The 16,537-nt window shown below is 63.6% G+C and carries 17 protein-coding genes; 14 read left to right on the top strand and 3 right to left on the bottom strand.

Features of this window, described 5'->3' with window-relative positions; genetic code table 11:
* Positions 1–40 precede the first annotated feature (40 nt).
* Positions 41–1,255 carry an NADP-dependent isocitrate dehydrogenase gene (locus FFS68_RS10825; RefSeq protein WP_137753207.1) on the bottom strand — a complete coding sequence of 405 codons (1,215 nt, stop codon included), beginning with the start codon at positions 1,253–1,255 and terminating at the stop codon, positions 41–43.
* Positions 1,256–1,392: 137 nt separating this feature from the next.
* Between FFS68_RS10825 and FFS68_RS10820 the strand changes: the two genes are divergently transcribed.
* On the top strand, positions 1,393–2,127 hold the full coding sequence (locus tag FFS68_RS10820; RefSeq protein ID WP_137753206.1) for a phosphatidylserine decarboxylase: 735 nt from the start codon (positions 1,393–1,395) through the stop codon (positions 2,125–2,127).
* Between the two features lie 5 nt (positions 2,128–2,132).
* On the top strand, positions 2,133–2,906 hold the full coding sequence (locus FFS68_RS10815; RefSeq protein ID WP_171003827.1) for a phosphatidylcholine/phosphatidylserine synthase: 774 nt from the start codon (positions 2,133–2,135) through the stop codon (positions 2,904–2,906).
* On the opposite strand, the gene FFS68_RS10810 is transcribed toward FFS68_RS10815, so the two are convergent.
* Entirely contained in the window at positions 2,890–3,279 is a 390-nt protein-coding gene (locus tag FFS68_RS10810) for a hypothetical protein (protein ID WP_249340125.1), read from the bottom strand. The genes FFS68_RS10815 and FFS68_RS10810 overlap by 17 nt on opposite strands.
* A 182-nt stretch (positions 3,280–3,461) precedes the next feature.
* Between FFS68_RS10810 and rpsB the strand changes: the two genes are divergently transcribed.
* The 12 genes from rpsB to rpmE all read left to right on the top strand — a co-directional run bounded on the left by rpsB (position 3,462) and on the right by rpmE (position 15,024).
* Positions 3,462–4,367: a 30S ribosomal protein S2 gene (gene rpsB / locus FFS68_RS10805; protein WP_137753205.1), complete on the top strand. Its 906-nt coding sequence runs from the start codon at positions 3,462–3,464 to the stop codon at positions 4,365–4,367.
* 141 nt (positions 4,368–4,508) lie between these two features.
* Entirely contained in the window at positions 4,509–5,435 is a 927-nt protein-coding gene (gene tsf, locus FFS68_RS10800) for a translation elongation factor Ts (RefSeq protein ID WP_137753204.1), read from the top strand.
* Between the two features lie 115 nt (positions 5,436–5,550).
* On the top strand, positions 5,551–6,273 hold the full coding sequence (gene pyrH, locus FFS68_RS10795) for a UMP kinase (protein ID WP_137753203.1): 723 nt from the start codon (positions 5,551–5,553) through the stop codon (positions 6,271–6,273).
* Between the two features lie 47 nt (positions 6,274–6,320).
* A complete protein-coding gene (gene frr, locus FFS68_RS10790; protein ID WP_137753202.1) occupies positions 6,321–6,875 on the top strand; it encodes a ribosome recycling factor in 555 nt (184 codons plus the stop codon).
* Between the two features lie 123 nt (positions 6,876–6,998).
* Positions 6,999–7,679 (top strand): polyprenyl diphosphate synthase, encoded by a 681-nt coding sequence (gene uppS, locus FFS68_RS10785; RefSeq protein ID WP_137753201.1) that lies wholly within the window; start codon positions 6,999–7,001, stop codon positions 7,677–7,679.
* Between the two features lie 3 nt (positions 7,680–7,682).
* Entirely contained in the window at positions 7,683–8,357 is a 675-nt protein-coding gene (locus FFS68_RS10780) for a phosphatidate cytidylyltransferase (RefSeq protein WP_137753200.1), read from the top strand.
* A 1-nt stretch (position 8,358) separates the two neighbouring features.
* Positions 8,359–9,522, top strand: a complete 1,164-nt coding sequence (locus FFS68_RS10775; protein ID WP_137753199.1) for a 1-deoxy-D-xylulose-5-phosphate reductoisomerase — start codon at positions 8,359–8,361, stop codon at positions 9,520–9,522.
* Complete coding sequence (gene rseP / locus FFS68_RS10770; RefSeq protein WP_137753198.1) at positions 9,515–10,648, top strand: RIP metalloprotease RseP; 1,134 nt, start codon at positions 9,515–9,517, stop codon at positions 10,646–10,648. The genes FFS68_RS10775 and rseP overlap by 8 nt, the downstream gene beginning before the upstream one ends.
* A gap of 72 nt (positions 10,649–10,720) precedes the next feature.
* A complete protein-coding gene (gene bamA, locus FFS68_RS10765; protein WP_137753226.1) occupies positions 10,721–13,417 on the top strand; it encodes an outer membrane protein assembly factor BamA in 2,697 nt (898 codons plus the stop codon).
* On the top strand, positions 13,417–14,109 hold the full coding sequence (locus FFS68_RS10760; RefSeq protein ID WP_137753197.1) for an OmpH family outer membrane protein: 693 nt from the start codon (positions 13,417–13,419) through the stop codon (positions 14,107–14,109). Before bamA ends, FFS68_RS10760 begins: the two co-directional genes overlap by 1 nt.
* A 5-nt stretch (positions 14,110–14,114) precedes the next feature.
* Entirely contained in the window at positions 14,115–14,594 is a 480-nt protein-coding gene (fabZ, locus tag FFS68_RS10755) for a 3-hydroxyacyl-ACP dehydratase FabZ (RefSeq protein ID WP_137753196.1), read from the top strand.
* A gap of 202 nt (positions 14,595–14,796) precedes the next feature.
* A complete protein-coding gene (gene rpmE, locus FFS68_RS10750) occupies positions 14,797–15,024 on the top strand; it encodes a 50S ribosomal protein L31 (protein WP_088439403.1) in 228 nt (75 codons plus the stop codon).
* A gap of 14 nt (positions 15,025–15,038) precedes the next feature.
* Here rpmE and FFS68_RS10745 read toward each other — a convergent pair whose 3' ends face one another.
* Positions 15,039–16,511, bottom strand: coding sequence for a glycerol kinase (locus FFS68_RS10745; protein ID WP_137753195.1), 1,473 nt, complete (start codon positions 16,509–16,511; stop codon positions 15,039–15,041).
* Between the last annotated feature and the right edge of the window lie 26 nt (positions 16,512–16,537).

Below are 16,537 nucleotides of genomic sequence, written 5' to 3'. Positions count from 1 at the left end.
CGATTGGCTAGATAGCTATCCCAACCTTTTCGGTTGTTTTTTAAGCGCCCATCTTCTTTTCGAGATTTTCGACGATCGCCTCGAAGAACCCTTCGGTGGTCAGCCAATTCTGGTCGGGGCCGATCAGCAGCGCCAGATCCTTGGTCATCTTGCCGCTTTCGACCGTCGCGACGCAGACCTTTTCGAGGTCGTCGGCGAATTTGATCAGTTCGGCGTTGTCGTCGAGCTTGCCGCGGTGCTTGAGGCCGCCGGTCCACGCAAAGATCGACGCGATCGGGTTGGTCGAGGTCGCCTTGCCCTGCTGGTGCATGCGATAATGGCGGGTGACGGTACCGTGTGCAGCTTCGGATTCCACCGTCTGGCCGTCGGGGGTCATCAGCACGCTGGTCATCAGGCCGAGCGAGCCAAAGCCCTGCGCGACGGTGTCCGACTGGACGTCGCCGTCGTAATTCTTGCAGGCCCAGACGAATTTGCCCGACCATTTCAGCGCCGATGCGACCATGTCGTCGATCAGGCGGTGCTCGTACACGATGCCCGCGGCGTCGAACTGCGCCTTGAATTCGGCGTTGAACACTTCTTCGAACAGATCCTTGAAGCGGCCGTCATAGGCCTTCAGGATCGTGTTCTTGGTCGACAGATACACCGGCCATTGGCGCGCGAGGCCATAGTTCAGACTGGCGCGCGCGAAGTCGCGGATCGAATCGTCGAGATTGTACATCGCCATCGCGACGCCTGATGAGGGGAACAGGAACACCTCTTCGTCGATGACCTTGCCGTCTTCGCCCTCGAACACCAGGCGCAGCTTGCCGGGGCCGGGGACGCGGAAATCGGTCGCCTTATACTGGTCGCCGAACGCATGACGGCCGACGACGATCGGGTCGGTCCAGCCGGGGACGAGGCGGGGGACATTCTTCATCACGATGGGTTCGCGGAACACCACGCCGCCCAGGATGTTGCGGATCGTGCCGTTCGGCGATTTCCACATCTTCTTGAGACCGAATTCCTCGACCCGCTGTTCGTCGGGGGTGATCGTCGCGCACTTCACGCCGACGCCATATTTGGCGATCGCGTTGGCGGCATCGACCGTGATCTTGTCATCGGTCTGGTCACGCATTTCGATGCTGAGGTCGTAATAATGCAGGTCGATGTCGAGATAGGGAAGGATCAGCCGCTCGCGGATCCACTGCCAGATGATCCGGGTCATTTCGTCGCCGTCGAGTTCGACGACCGGGTTGGCTACCTTGATCTTGCCCATGCTGCTGCCTTTATCCTTGGGGAGTCGGAGTTGCAGCGGGCCTTAGGCAAAGCGGCGCGATTGATCAATGGGCGTGGTGGAACCCGCCGGTGCCTTATCCATTGTCAGTATCAGGTGTGCACCCTAGAAGAACGGCCATGTCCAACATCATCTCTTCCAACCGCCCCGGTGGCGGCATCAAATGGCAATGGCCATCGATCCATCCCGAAGGTCGCAAGTTCCTTCTGATCGCCGGCATCATCACCCTCTGTTTCTTCCTGCTCGGCTGGCCGATCCTGCCGTGGCTCATGCTGGGCGTGACATTGTGGGTCGGCGCCTTTTTTCGCGACCCGGTTCGCATCACCCCGACCGGCAGCGATGTCGTTATCGCCCCCGCCGACGGGCTGGTGACCCAGATCGCCGAAGTGCCGCCGCCGCCCGAGATCGCCGGACCCGACGGGCTGGGCGACGCGCCGATGCTGCGCGTATCGATTTTCATGAGCGTCTTCGACGTCCACATCAACCGCACCCCCGTCGCGGGAACGCTGCGCAAGCTCGTTTATATTCCCGGCAAGTTCCTCAACGCCGACCTCGACAAGGCGAGCGAAGAGAATGAACGCCAGCATTTTGTGGTCGAACGCGCCGACGGGGTGCGGATCGGCTTTACCCAGATCGCGGGCTTGGTCGCGCGGCGGATCATGCCGTTCGTCACCATGGGCAACGAGCTCGCTACCGGCCAGCGCGTCGGGCTGATCCGTTTCGGTAGCCGCGTTGATGTGTATCTGCCCGCCGGAACGACGCCGGAGATCCTGCTGGGTCAGCGGACCTTGGCGGGTGAAACCGTCGTCGCGCGGATCGGAAAGGCCGACATGATCGACGGCATCGGGCAATAGGCAGGGTGGCGGACGACAATCAGTTGCCGGCCGACGCCGCGGGACGCCGGATCGGCGGCATTGGCCTGCGCGCTTTTGCGCCCAATGCGATTACCGTGCTGGCGCTGTGTTTCGGTTTGACCGGGGTACGCTTTGCGATCGGCGGGCAGTTTGAACTGGCGATCGCCGCGGTGATCTTTGCCGGGGTGCTCGACGGCATGGACGGGCGTATCGCCCGCCTGCTGCGCGCGCAGAGCAAATTCGGCGCCGAGCTCGATTCGTTGTCGGACGTCATTGCCTTTGGCGTGGCTCCGGCGATGATCCTGTTCCTGTGGTCGCTTCAGGATGCGCCGAAATTCGGCTGGACCGCCGCGCTCGCGCTGGCCGTCTGCTGCGCGCTGCGTCTGGCGCGCTTCAACTCGCGCATGGACGCCGATTTTCAGCCGCATAAATCAGCTGGCTTCAACACCGGCATTCCCGCGCCTGCCGGGGCAGGCTTGGCGTTCGTGCCGGTCTATCTGTGGCTGACGACGGGCAATGAACTGTTCCGCGAATGGTATCTGGTAATGCCTTGGGCGCTCGGTGTCGCGATGCTGATGATCTCGGCGATCCCGACCTACAGCTGGGCATCGATCCGTCTGCGCCGGTCGTGGCGATTGTTCGCGCTGGCGGGGGTCGGATTGCTCGGCGCTGCGCTGGTCACTGCACCTTGGCTGACCTTGCTCGCCGTATGCGCCATCTATGCCGCGACACTGCCGTTCGGCCTCGCCAGTTATGCGAAGGTCAGGCGGCGCGGCTGAATTGCGGCTGGCCGAACTGAGGGCGAGCGACGATGGCGCGCGCAATGTGGCGACGCGGTGCTGACGGGCGGAGCTTGATGACCGTCGCAGGTCCGGGCTGCGGTGCGGTATCGGCCGCGAAAGCGCCTTCGCCAAGCAGCGCCGACAGAATCGCCGACTCGTTCGATTTCAACATCGCCAGGATCACCGTGATGCCGAGTCCGGCGGCGAGGGCAAAGAGGAGTGCGGCTGCGACCTGAACCATGATTTGTCCTTCCGGGTTTTCGTTGACGTAACCTTTTCGAGCAAAGGATGGTTTCGCTGGACTTTTCGTTCCATGTTCCTGATTTGTTCTCAACAGTTTTGCGACGAACCGAGTCAGATTGTCGTCCAACCGAATGACGGTGCGCCGCCGCCACCCGCTTTAAACGCGCTCTCGGTGCTTGCTTTTGACGGCCAAGCCCGCTAACGGGCCGCCCATTCCACATGGAAAGCGCACATAAACCGGTGCCGGGACCATCCGCTTGCGGAACCCGGTTCTTGCTTTCCAGAGGACCAACCGGAAGGAGAAAGACTATGGCGGCACCTGTCGTCACGATGCAGAATCTTATCGAGGCTGGCGCCCACTTCGGCCACCAGACCCACCGCTGGAACCCGCGCATGAAGCCGTATATCTTCGGTGCGCGCAACGGCATCCACATTCTCGACCTGTCGCAGACCGTGCCGCTTTTTGCGCGCGCGCTCGAATTCGTCGCCTCGTCGGCCGCTTCGGGTGGCAAGGTCCTGTTCGTCGGTACCAAGCGCCAGGCGCAGGGCCCGATTGCCGATGCCGCGCGCGCTTCGGGTCAGCACTTCGTCAACCATCGCTGGCTGGGCGGCATGCTCACCAACTGGAAGACGATTTCGGGTTCGATCAAGCGTCTCAAGACCCTTGAGGAACAGCTTTCGGGCGACACCTCGGGCCTGACCAAGAAGGAAGTGCTCAACCGCACCCGTGAACGCGACAAGCTCGAAATGTCGCTCGGCGGTATCCGCGACATGGGCGGTATTCCCGATGTGATGTTCGTCGTCGACGCGAACAAGGAAGAGCTGGCGATCAAGGAAGCCAACGTCCTTGGCATCCCGGTCGTGGCGATCCTCGACTCGAACGTTTCGCCCGACGGCATCGCGTTCCCGGTTCCGGCGAACGACGACGCAGCGCGCGCGATCCGCCTCTACTGCGATGCGATTGCCCAGGCGGCAACGCGTGGCGGCCAGCAAGCCCGCGCCAACCGCGGCGAAGATCTGGGTGCAGCGGTCGAACCCGTTGCCGAACCGGCGCTGGTCGAAGAGGCTGCCGCCCCGGTGGCCGAAGAAACCCCGGCTGTTGAAACCGCACCGGTCGTCGAAGCCGCTCCGGCCGCTGATGCTGCCCCTGTAACCGAGGACGAACAGGTTCCGGCCGAAGCCGCAGCCGAAACCGAACGCCAGAGCGACGCCTAAGCCGTAGCTCGCATGACGCGGCGGCGCTTTGCCCTGGGGCAAACGTCGCCGCGGTCATCGTTCTGACTTATCACGCCGCCATCCGCGCGGCGTATCGGCAATTTGGCAGAGCCGATTGCCCCCACTTGGAAAGGATCACCCATGGCTGAAATTACGGCCGCTCTCGTCAAGGAACTGCGCGACCGCACGGGCGCAGGGATGATGGACTGCAAAAGGGCGCTCGCCGAAAATGGCGGCGACATCGAAGCGTCGATCGACTGGCTGCGCACCAAGGGCCTCGCCGCCGCCGCCAAAAAGGCCGGCCGCGTTGCTGCCGAGGGTCTGGTTGGCGTCGCCACCGATGGCACTCGCGGCGCGATGGTCGAAGTGAACAGCGAAACCGATTTCGTTGCCAAGAACGAACAGTTCCAGGGTTTCGTCCGCGACGTGACCAATGTTGCGCTCGCCGGCAGCATCACCGACATCGACGCGCTGGGCGCGTCGGCCTATCCGGCCGGCGGCACCGTCACTGAAGCGCTGACCCAGAATATCGCCACGATCGGTGAAAACCAGTCGCTGCGCCGCAGCGCGATCATGACGGTGAATTCGGGCGTCGTCACCGCTTATGTCCATAACGCGGCGGCTCCCGGCATGGGCAAGATCGGCGTGCTCGTCGCGCTCGAATCGACCGCCGGCGCCGATGTCCTCGAACCGCTGGGCAAGCAGCTGGCGATGCACGTCGCCGCCGCGAACCCGCTGGCGCTGAACGGCGACGATCTCGACCCCGAACTCGTGGCGCGCGAACGCGCGATCGCCGAGGAAAAGGCTGCCCAGTCGGGCAAGCCCGCCGACATCGCGGCGAAGATGGTCGACGGCGGCATCGCCAAGTTCCGCAAGGAAAACGCGCTGCTGTCGCAGCTGTTCGTGATGGACGGCAAGACCCCGGTCGCCGAAGTCGTCGCCGCTGCCGGCAAGGACGTTGGCGCGACGATCACGCTGAAGGGCTTCACCCGCTTCCAGCTCGGCGAAGGCATCGAGAAGGAAGAAAGCGATTTCGCGGCGGAAGTCGCGGCGGTCGCCGGCGTCTAAATAAGAAACGCGGGATTGCGGCGCCACGGCGCGGCAGTCCGCTTGGCAATGGCGCGCACTCTGACTAGGGTGCGCGCCATTCGCATATTCATTGCTTACAAGAGGTTCCCCCACCATGGCACTGCCCGGCATGAAACGCATCTTGCTGAAACTGTCGGGCGAGGCGTTGATGGGATCGACGCCGTTCGGCATCGACCCAGAGACGGTCGCCAGCATGGCGGCCGAGGTCAAGGCAGCCAAGGGACGCGGGCTCGAAATCTGCCTCGTCATCGGCGGCGGCAACATCTTTCGCGGCATGGCGGGCGCCGCCAAGGGCATGGACCGCGCGCAGGCCGATTACATGGGCATGCTGGCGACGGTGATGAACGCCCTCGCCATGCAGAACGCGCTTGAGCAGATCGGCGTCGAGACGCGCGTCCAGTCGGCGATCGAGATGGACAAAGTGTGCGAGCCGGTGATCCGCCGCCGCGCCGAACGCCATCTCGAAAAGGGCCGGGTGGTGATCTTTGCCGCGGGGGTTGGCGCGCCCTATTTCACCACCGACAGCGGCGCCGCGCTGCGCGCCGCCGAAATGAAGTGCGATGCGCTGCTGAAGGGTACCAGTGTCGATGGCGTCTATAACGCTGATCCCAAAAAGGATAAATCGGCGGTCCGTTACGATACATTGAGCTATGACCGCGTACTCGCCGACAATCTGAAGGTGATGGACGCGAGCGCGGTCGCGCTGTGCCGCGACAACCATATCCCGATCGTCGTGTTCAACATTCGCGAAGCCGGAAACCTGGCGCGGGTATTGGCGGGTGAGGGTATTTCGACGATCGTCGGCGATGCCGACTGAGGGAAGCACGCTCGGCGACGCCTGACAAAATAAGAGAGGACAAGACGATGGCGAAATATGACAAGGCCGACCTCGAACGCCGGATGCACGGCGCGGTCGAGGCGCTCAAAAGCGACCTCTCGGGCCTGCGCACCGGGCGCGCGCACACCGCGCTGCTCGACCCGGTGACGGTCGAAGTCTATGGGTCGCATATGCCACTCAACCAGGTCGCCTCGGTCAGCGCGCCCGAAGCGCGGATGCTGACGGTGCAGGTGTGGGACAAATCGAACGTCGGTCCGGTCGACAAGGCGATCCGCTCGGCGGGCCTGGGCCTCAACCCGATCGTCGACGGTCAGATGCTGCGCCTGCCGATCCCCGAAATGACGCAGGAACGCCGCAAGGAATTGTCCAAGCTCGCCGGAAAATATGCCGAGGCGGCGCGTATCGCGGTGCGCAATGTTCGCCGCGACGGGATGGACAATCTGAAGGCCGATGAGAATAAAAAGGAAATCAGCGAGGACGAGCGCAAGCGCCACGAGACTGAGGTGCAAAAGCTGACCGACGCGACAATCGCCGAACTCGACGCCGCCGCGGCGGCGAAGGAAAAGGAAATCCTGGGCTAGTGCTTTTGGGCACCATCCTCTCTTCCGTTCGTGTCGAGCGAAGTCGAGACACGCTGCGTTCGCGCGCGACCTCACGTGTCTTGACTTCGCTCGACACGAACGGGTTCTGAGGCTGTTGTGACGATGCCAAACCACGCCGCGCGCCATGTCGCCATCATCATGGATGGCAATGGCCGCTGGGCCAAGAAACGCCTGCTGCCCCGCGTCGCCGGTCACAAGGCCGGGGTCGAGGCGGTGCGCACGATTGTCCGCGCGGCGGGTGACCTGGGCATCGAGGCGATGACGCTCTATGCCTTCAGCTCCGAAAACTGGAAACGGCCCGAGGAAGAGGTCAGCGACCTGATGGGGCTGATGAAGCGCTTCATCCTCTCCGACCTCGACGAATTCGCTGCCAATGACGTCAAGCTGAAGGTCATCGGCAATTGGCGCGCGCTGGCCCCTGATGTGGTCAAGCTGATCGAAAATGCCCTTGAGCGGACGTCGGGCAACAAACGCACGACGCTGGCGGTCGCGCTCAACTATGGCGCGCAGGACGAACTGGTTCGTGCTGCCCAGGCCGCCGCCGCGGCGGGCGAGATCAGCGAGGCGGCGATCGCGGCGCACCTCGACACCGCCGACATGCCCCCGCTCGACCTGCTCATCCGCACCTCGGGCGAAGTGCGGCTGTCGAATTTCCTGCTGTGGCAATCGGCTTATGCAGAACTCTATTTCACCGACATTTTGTGGCCGGATTTCAAACCGGCTGACCTGAAGGCGGCGCTCGACCATTTTGCGCGCCGCGATCGTCGTTACGGGGGACTTTAGATAATGACGGCGGGCAAATCGGACCTGTGGGTGCGGATCGGATCGGCGATCATCTTGTTTGCGATCGCGGGCACCGCTTTGTGGTTCGGCGGGCTTGCGTTCGGCCTGTTGCTGTTGGTCGGCGGGGCGCTGGTCATCGCCGAATGGCTCGCGCTGGTCCGCACCATGACCTTGAGCCGCGGCGCGAAAGGGGCGCTGATCGCGCTTGGGCCGGTCCTTACCCTTGGCGCCGTGGCAGGGCTTTGGTTCATCCGCGACCAGCTGGGCATGACGGCGGCACTCTGGGTCTTCGGCATGGTGTGGGCGACCGACATCGGTGCCTATTTCGCGGGCCGTGCCTTTGGTGGTGCGCGCCTGGCACCGACGATCAGCCCGTCGAAAACCTGGTCGGGGCTGATCGGCGGTATGATCGCCGCGCTGATTGCCAGCGCCACCATCGGCGACCGTGCCGGTATCATCGGGGTGCCGCTGTGGATCGGCCTGTTCATGGGGCTGCTCGCCCAGCTGGGCGACCTCGCGCAAAGCTGGATGAAGCGCCGCGCCGGGGTCAAGGATTCGGGCAAGCTCATTCCCGGGCATGGCGGCCTGTTCGACCGCGTCGACGGGGTGCTGCCGGTGGCGCTGCTGCTCGGCGGGCTCGCGTTCGTCGGGCAGATTACGATCCGGGCGGGCGGCTGACATGACCCGCCGCCTCTCGCTGTTCGGCGCCACAGGGTCGGTGGGGCAATCGACCCTCGACCTCGTCCGCCGCGATGGTGACGGGTGGCAGGTGAGCGTGCTGACCGCGAACAGCGACGTTGCCGAACTGGCAAAGCTGGCGCGCGAATTCCGTCCCGATGTGGCGGTCATCGCCGATACGGCGCGCTACGCCGAATTGCGCGAGGCGCTCGCCGATACCGACATCGGTGTCGCCGCCGGCGCCGCCGCGCTGGTCGAAGCGGCGCAGCGGCCGACCGATCTGGTGATGGCGGCGATCGTCGGTACCGCGGGGCTGGCGCCGACGATGGCGGCGCTGGAAGCCGGCACCGATGTGGCGCTCGCCAACAAGGAGGCGCTGGTTTCGGCGGGGGCGCTGATGATGGCGGCGGCGCAGGCATCGGGTGCCACCATCCTGCCGGTCGACAGCGAACATAATGCCATTTTTCAATGTCTCGCGGGCGGCCGCATCGATCAGGTCCGCCGCATCATCCTGACCGCCAGCGGCGGTCCGTTCCGCACGATGAGCGCCGCCGACATGGCGCGCGTCACCCCGGCGCAGGCGGTGGCGCATCCGAACTGGTCGATGGGCGCCAAGATCAGCGTCGATTCGGCAACCATGATGAACAAGGGTCTGGAGCTGATCGAGGCGCATCATCTGTTCCCGGTCGGGCTCGACCGCATCGAAATTCTCGTTCACCCGCAATCGGTGATCCATAGCCTGGTCGAATATATCGACTGCTCGACGCTGGCGCAGCTCGGCTCGCCTGACATGCGGATCCCGATCGCGAGTGCGCTCGCCTGGCCGCAGCGGATGGCGACGCCATGCGCGCCGCTTGACCTCGCGACCATCGCGCGGCTCGACTTCGAGGCGCCCGACGAGGTCCGTTTCCCGGCTACGGCGCTGTGCCGCGCCGCGATTGCCGCGGGCGGCGCCCGCCCGGCGCAGCTCAACGCTGCCAACGAGGTGGCGGTCGCCGCGTTCCTGGCGGGGCGCATATCCTTTCCCGCGATCGTCGATACGGTGCGCCGGGTGATCGATGCCGAGGCGCTGGCAGCACCCACGTCGCTTCACGACATATTCAGCGTCGATGCCGCATCCCGCGCGGCTGCCCAGCGCTTTGTGGACCTATATGAACATGCTTGAGACCCCTGGTTTTGCCTTTACCGTGCTCGCGTTTCTGCTGGTGCTGGGGCCGCTCGTGTTTGTGCACGAATATGGCCATTATATCGTCGGTCGCTGGTGCGGGGTGAAAGCGGATACCTTCTCGATCGGCTTTGGTCGCAAGATTCTCGGCTGGACCGACAAGCGCGGCACCGAATGGAAAATCGGCTGGCTGCCGCTGGGCGGCTATGTCCAGTTCGCGGGCGACCGCGACGCCGTCAGCCAGCCCGACGCCGAATGGCAGCACCTGCCGGCCGAACAGAAATCGCACACTTTTCCGGCCCAGCCGGTGTGGAAACGGTCGTTGATCGTGGCCGCGGGGCCGGTGACCAATTTCCTGTTCGCGATCCTGATCCTCGCCGGCTTCGCGTGGGCGGGTGGAAAGCTGGTGACACCGCCGGTCGCGGGCGGGATTTCGGTGGGATCGGCCGCCGCAACCGCGGGTCTGCGGACCGGTGACCGAATTGTTGAAATTGACGGCCGACCGATAGCGGTCTTTGGCGATATCTCGATGGCGGTGGCGCACCGTCCGGGCGAGGCGATGCAGGTCCGCGTGGTCAGCGGGGGCAGCGAGCGGATGGTTGAGCTGACCCCGCAGCTGGTCAAAGAAAAAGACCCTTTCGGCAAAGACTATGAGCGGGCGATCATCGGCCTGGCGCCGCCGCCGCCGCAACTACAGCCGGTCACGCTGCTCGAAGCACCGATGGTCGGCCTTCACCAGACCTGGCAGATCGTCCGCCAGACGGGCGAGGTGCTAGGACAGTTTCTGACCGGGCGCCGGTCGATCAAGGACATGAACGGTCCGGTCAAGATCGCCGAAATTTCCGGGCAGGCGGCGACGTTGGGCCTGGCGTCGCTGATATTCTTCATTGCCCTGATTTCCATCAATCTGGGGTTCATCAACCTCTTGCCATTGCCCATGCTCGATGGTGGTCATTTGCTATTCTACGCTTATGAAGCGGTCCGGCGACGTCCTGCTCCGCCCCGGGTGCAGGAATGGGCGTTCCGATTCGGCTTTGCGGCGGTCGTTACCCTGATGCTGGTCGTGACTTTCAACGATTTGGGCTCATTGGGCCTGTGGGACGGGATCGCGCGCTTGATTGGCTAGCGAGTCTGGGGCAGGGAGTGCGCGCGAACCGGCGGTCAGGCGGGTTTGGCGCTTTTGAGTTATTTTTTCGGGATGAACAGCGTGGCTTCACATAAATATTTGGGCCGGACACAGCTGTCGGCACTTCTTTTGGCCGGCACGATGCTGGCACCGCCGCTGATGGCGCAGGAAGTCGCGCCGCCGCCCGTCGCTGCTCCCACTGTTCCGGCGCCTGCCCCCGAAGCGGCGCCCGCCGCGACGACGGTCCAGTCGATCACCGTCGTCGGCAACCAGCGGCTCGAGGCCCAGACGATCCTGTCGTATCTGCGGCTGCGCGTCGGCCAGCGCTACGACCGATCGATCCTTGACCAGGCCTTGAAAGACCTGGCCGCGACCGAGTTGTTCAAGGATTTCCAGATCACCGACAACAATGGTGCGCTGACGATCCAGGTCGCCGAAAATCCGGTGATCAACCGCGTTATTCTGGAAGGCAACAAGCGCCTGAAGGAAGACAAGATCCGGCCCGAGATCAAACTGGCGCCGCGCCAGATCTTTACCCGCTCGAAAGTGCGCGCCGACGTGGCGCGGATCATCGAGCTTTACAAACGCCAGGGCCGCTTTGCCGCGACGGTCGAACCGAAGATGGTCTCACTCGACCAGAACCGCGTCGATGTCGTGTTCGAAATCAACGAAGGGCCGAAGTCAAAGGTTCGCCAGATCAACATCCTGGGCAACGACAAGTTCAGCGACGGCGATCTGAAGGACGAGATGGCGACTAAGGAGTCGAGCCTGCTGACGATCCTGTCGTCGAATACCAGCTATGATCCCGATCGCCTGGCCTATGACCAGCAGAAGCTGCGCCTGTTTTATCTCGCTAACGGCTACGCCGATTTCCGCGTCATTTCGGCGGTGGCCGAACTGACGAGCAACAAGCAAGATTTCATCATCACCTATGTCGTCGAGGAAGGTGAACGCTATAAATTCGGCGCCGTCGATGTGAAAAGCGAGCTGCGCGATTTCCAGCCCGAAATGCTGAAGACGCTGCTGCCGATGAAAACCGACGATTGGTATGATGCCAAGCTGGTCGAGGATACGGTTGAAAGCCTGAGCGAGACCGCCGGGCTGTTCGGCTATGCCTTTGCCGACATCAACCCCGAATTCCGCCGCAACGCCGAAGACCGGACGATGGCGATCACCTTCAACGTCGCCGAAAGTCCGCGAACTTACGTGGAGCGGATCGACGTCAACGGCAACACGCTGACCCACGACAAGGTCGTGCGCCGCGAATTCCGTTTGAACGAAGGCGATGCGTTCAACAGCTTTGGCATCAAGCGCACCGAAAACCGCTTGAACAGCCTGGGTTATTTCCAGGAAAATCTGGAGATCGAGCGCAAGGAGGGCAGCGCCCCCGACCGCATCATCCTGGAAACCAATGTCGAGGAAAAGCCGACCGGCGAATTGTCGCTGTCGGCCGGTTTCTCGTCGATCGAGAATTTTCTGCTTCAGGCGTCGATCCGCCAGCGCAACTTCCGCGGCCTGGGCCAGCAGCTTCAGGCGTCGGTCAATTATTCGAGCTATTCGAAGTCGATCGAACTCGGCTTTACCGAACCCTATCTGTTCGACCGCAATATCTCGGTCGGCGGCAGCGTCTATCGCCGCGATTTGAACTCGTTCAACTTCATCAACAATGATCGCCAGACGACGTTCCAGCAGGTGACCACCGGGTTCCAGCTCAACGCCGGTGTGCCGCTGACCGAATTCATGTCCTTCTTTGGGCGTTACAGCCTGAACTATGATGATGTGACGCTCGATCGCGGCATCTATTTCTTTGGCGACCAGTGCGATCCGCTCGTTGCCGGTCGTTATCTGTGCGATGCAATCGGTAAGCGCACGACCTCGCTGGTCGGCTATACGCTCGCCTATGACGATCGCGACAATCGCCTGCGTCCCACGCGGGGCCAGTCACTGTCGCTCAGCCAGGATTTTGCCGGCCTGGGCGGCAGCGTGAAATATGTCCGCACCCGCGCCTCGGGCAGCAAGCATTTCAACCTCGGCAGCCGCTTCATTCTCAACCTATCGGCTGAGGGCGGCTACATCTATCCGTTCGGCAGCGCGCCGACCCCGACCAGCGACAAGGTCCGCCTGACCGACCGTTTCTTCCTGGGCGAACCGCAAATGCGCGGGTTCGACATTCGCGGTATCGGTCCCCGCGTCGTCCGCTATGCGACGGTCGATCTGACCAATCCGGCCAACCCGATCCTTGATACGAGCAGCGACGCCCAGATCGACGACGCGCTCGGCGGCCGCGCTTATTATCAGGGCCGTATCGAGCTCGATATTCCGCTCGGTACCGGCGCCAAGGAACTGGGGCTGCGGCCGTCGATCTTCCTCGATGTCGGTTCGGTGTTCAGCGTCAAGCGTCCGACGCTGACGACGCTCGCCGACTTCAGGGAAACCGATCCGACCGCCCCGGGTTTTGGTCTGACCAAGTTTCTCTGCCGCAACGCGACGACGGGCGTCAGCCAGTTCGCATCGGAAACGACCACGACCACCAACGGCGTCACGACGGGTACCGGGCAATACACGACTTGTCCGGCCGGCTTTTCTCAGCTGCCGCCGTTCGAGGAACGCTTCTTTGGCGACACCTGGATGCCGCGTGTTTCGATCGGGGCCGGGGTCAACTGGAATTCGCCTTTCGGCCCCTTCCGGATCGATTTCGCTTACGCCCTTCGCAAAGAAGAGGGTGATGATACCAAACGCTTCTCATTCAACGTAGGAACCCAATTCTGATGAAGAAAATTCTTGTCGCTTCGGCGCTCGCCGTCGCCACGCTGTCGGTTTCGCCGATCATGGCCGTCCCCGCGATCGCCCAGGCGAAAGCCGTCGCTGTCGCCGATGTTCGCGTCGCCGCCGCGCGCTCGAACGCATTTTCGGTCGCGTCGCAGCAGATCGAAACCACCTACAAGGCGCAAATCGATCAGCAGCAGTCGCGCGGCCAGACGCTGCAGGCCGAAATCAACGTCCTGATCGCCAAATATAATGAAGAGCTGAAAAAGACGCCGCAGAACCAGGCCACCCTGCAGGCTGCCGGCCAAGCAGTCCAGAACAAGCGTCAGGCAGCGCAGGCCGAACTCGGCCAGATCGGTCGCCCGGTCGAGCTCGCCATCGCGTATGTCGAAGACCAGATCAGCGTCCGCATGAACGAGGCGATCCGCGCTGCGATGACCGCGAAAAAGATCGACCTTTTGCTCAACCCCGATGCGGTGCTGGCGCGTGAAAACAACGTCGATATCACCGATGCCGTGGTGACCGAGCTCAACCGTCTGCTGCCGAATGTGTCGATCGCGGTTCCGGCCGGTTACCAGCCGGGCCAGCTGGTCCAGCAGCGCAACCAGCAGCTGATGGACGCCGCCCGTGCAGCGCAGCCGGGTGCCACCCCCGCGGCGCCGGCGCCGACCGGCACCGCACCGACGACCCGATAAGCGTCATGGCCGACGGGGAAAATGTGGCGGGAGCAATGGGACCGGTGGACATCCGCCGGATCCTGACCCTGCTGCCGCACCGTTATCCGATGCTGCTCGTCGACCGGGTGGTCTCGATCGTGCCCGACACGTCGATCCACGCGGTCAAAGCGGTGACGATGAACGAGCCCTTTTTCCAGGGGCATTTCCCCGGTCGGCCGATCATGCCGGGCGTTTTGATCGTCGAGGCGCTGGCGCAGGCCGCCGGCGTCCTCGCGATCGAATCGATGGGGCTCGCCGGCACCGGCAAGCTCGTCTATTTCATGGCGATCGACGGGGCGAAGTTCCGCAAGCCGGTCGAACCCGGCTGTCTGCTCGACCTGCACGCCACGATCATCCAGGCCAAGCGCAGCGTCTGCCGGTTTGAAGGCAAGGCGATGCTGGACGGCGTGCTGGCAGCAGAATGTCAGTTCACCGCGATGATCGCCGACCCGCCGAGCGACTAGTAACGGACGCTGTTTTTTTCGTCACCCCGGACTTGATCCGGGGTCCATGACGCCCTCGCAGCAATGGATGCCGGATCAAGTCCGGCATGACGAGGGGGTGTTGCATTTTACCCCATTGGCCACTAAAGGCCGCACCTTCGCGTCCCCGGACGCACAGACTCGCGCCCGCTGGTCGGTAACCAGCGGCACAGGAGCCAAAGACATGAAACAAGACATTCACCCCGCCTATCACATGATCACCGTCAAGATGACCGATGGCACCGAATATCAGACGCGCTCGACCTGGGGCAAAGAGGGCGACACGATGACGCTCGAAATCGACCCGACGGCGCACCCGGCCTGGACCGGCGGCAACGGCCGCATGCTTGACGCTGCGGGTCAGGTTGCCAAGTTCAACAAGCGCTTCGGTGGTCTCACCCTCAAGCGCTAAGCCGCTTCGGCACTTTAGCCTAAAACCTTTGCAAGCGCGCTTTGCCACCCGGCGAGGCGCGTTTTGCGTTTGTCGGTATCCAGCGCCGACGTGAAGCGCGTCGCGGTGCCGCGCATCGCGTTGGCCGCGCTCGCCAGATCGGGATACAGGCCCGCGCCAGTGGCGGCGAGCATGGCCGCGCCCAGTGCAGTACTTTCGACAAAGTCGGGCCGCTCGACGGTCAGGTCGAGCATGTCGGCGAGGTCCTGCGCCATCCAGTCGTTCGCGGCCATGCCGCCGTCGATGCGCAGGTCGGCCCAATCGACGCCGTCCGCGGCGAAGGCGGATTTCAGGTCGTGCGCTTGATACGCCTGCGCCTCCAGTGCGGCGCGCGCCACATGCGCCTTGCTGCTCGCAAAGCTGAGCCCCGACAGCGCAGCGAGCGCGTCGGGGCGCCAGTGCGGCGCGCCGAGTCCGGTGAGGGCAGGGACCAGATAGACGCCGCCATTGTCCTCGATCGACCGCGCCAGCCCTTCACTTTCGGCCGCATTGGACAGCAGCCCCAGCCCATCACGCAGCCATTTGATCAGGCTGCCCGCAACGAACACCGATCCCTCGAGCGCGTAGGAGCGGGTGTCGCCCTCCTGGACCAGCACCGTGGCGAGCAGGCGGTTTTTGGAGTGCGGGCGCACCGTCCCGCTCGCCGACAGGATGAAGGCGCCGGTGCCGAAGGTCGCCTTCGTTTGCCCCGGCGACAGACACGCCTGCCCGATCGTTGCCGCCTGCTGATCGCCCGCCATGCCGCAGATTGCGATCGCGGCGCCGAACAGCGATGGATCGGTCGTGCCGACGGTGGTCGTGCAGCCGGTGATTTCGGGGAGTAGACCCATCGGCACGCCGAGCAGGTCGCACAGGCCGGCATCCCAGCCGCCCGCACCATTGATATCCATCAGCAAGGTGCGCGACGCATTGGTCGCATCGCTGACATGGACACCGCCGGTCAGGCGGAAAATCAGATAGGATTCGATCGTCCCGACCGCGAGCCGCTCGCCCGCTTCGCGAAGCTGCGGCCAATTCTTCAGCGCCCAGCCGATCTTGCTCCCCGAAAAATAGGGGTCGAGCAGCAGCCCGGTCGTCGCCTGCACCGCCGCCTCATGCCCCGCCTCCTTCAGCGCCGCGCAGTCGCCGGCGGTGCGGCGGTCCTGCCACACGATCGCGGGCGCCAGCGGTTCGCCGGTGGTGCGATCCCAGAATACGATCGTTTCGCGCTGGTTGGTGATCCCGATCGCCGCGATTTTGTCCGCACCGCCCGCCTTCTTGATCATTGCGCGGGTACAGGCGAGGGTGGCTTCCCAGATTTCGGCGGCATCATGCTCGACCAGCCCGGGACCGGGATAGTGCTGCTGAAACTCACGCTGCGCGCTGCCGAGCGGTACCCCATCGGCGGCAAACAGCATCGTCCGGGTCGAGGTCGTCCCCTCGTCGATAACGATGATTTTTTCCGCCATGCCGCGCTCTCCCGCTTTACGCGCAA

Source organism: Sphingopyxis sp. L1A2A, from assembly GCF_005502465.1.
Lineage (GTDB): Bacteria > Pseudomonadota > Alphaproteobacteria > Sphingomonadales > Sphingomonadaceae > Sphingopyxis.
Note: the sequence above shows the minus strand (reverse complement) of the source record. Positions and strands in the feature narration are given on the sequence as shown.

What these genes read in the sequence shown, in the direction of transcription:
- FFS68_RS10825 (WP_137753207.1), bottom strand. Translation starts at nt 1,255, where the DNA reads ATGGGCAAGATCAAGGTAGCCAACCCGGTCGTCGAACTCGACGGCGAC.
- tsf (WP_137753204.1), top strand. Translation starts at nt 4,509, where the DNA reads ATGGCTGAAATTACGGCCGCTCTCGTCAAGGAACTGCGCGACCGCACG.
- FFS68_RS10745 (WP_137753195.1), bottom strand. Translation starts at nt 16,511, where the DNA reads ATGGCGGAAAAAATCATCGTTATCGACGAGGGGACGACCTCGACCCGG.
- uppS (WP_137753201.1), top strand. Translation starts at nt 6,999, where the DNA reads ATGCCAAACCACGCCGCGCGCCATGTCGCCATCATCATGGATGGCAAT.
- bamA (WP_137753226.1), top strand. Translation starts at nt 10,721, where the DNA reads ATGAACAGCGTGGCTTCACATAAATATTTGGGCCGGACACAGCTGTCG.
- fabZ (WP_137753196.1), top strand. Translation starts at nt 14,115, where the DNA reads ATGGCCGACGGGGAAAATGTGGCGGGAGCAATGGGACCGGTGGACATC.
- rseP (WP_137753198.1), top strand. Translation starts at nt 9,515, where the DNA reads ATGCTTGAGACCCCTGGTTTTGCCTTTACCGTGCTCGCGTTTCTGCTG.
- FFS68_RS10775 (WP_137753199.1), top strand. Translation starts at nt 8,359, where the DNA reads ATGACCCGCCGCCTCTCGCTGTTCGGCGCCACAGGGTCGGTGGGGCAA.
- pyrH (WP_137753203.1), top strand. Translation starts at nt 5,551, where the DNA reads ATGGCACTGCCCGGCATGAAACGCATCTTGCTGAAACTGTCGGGCGAG.
- FFS68_RS10820 (WP_137753206.1), top strand. Translation starts at nt 1,393, where the DNA reads ATGTCCAACATCATCTCTTCCAACCGCCCCGGTGGCGGCATCAAATGG.
- rpmE (WP_088439403.1), top strand. Translation starts at nt 14,797, where the DNA reads ATGAAACAAGACATTCACCCCGCCTATCACATGATCACCGTCAAGATG.
- FFS68_RS10780 (WP_137753200.1), top strand. Translation starts at nt 7,683, where the DNA reads ATGACGGCGGGCAAATCGGACCTGTGGGTGCGGATCGGATCGGCGATC.
- FFS68_RS10760 (WP_137753197.1), top strand. Translation starts at nt 13,417, where the DNA reads ATGAAGAAAATTCTTGTCGCTTCGGCGCTCGCCGTCGCCACGCTGTCG.
- rpsB (WP_137753205.1), top strand. Translation starts at nt 3,462, where the DNA reads ATGGCGGCACCTGTCGTCACGATGCAGAATCTTATCGAGGCTGGCGCC.
- frr (WP_137753202.1), top strand. Translation starts at nt 6,321, where the DNA reads ATGGCGAAATATGACAAGGCCGACCTCGAACGCCGGATGCACGGCGCG.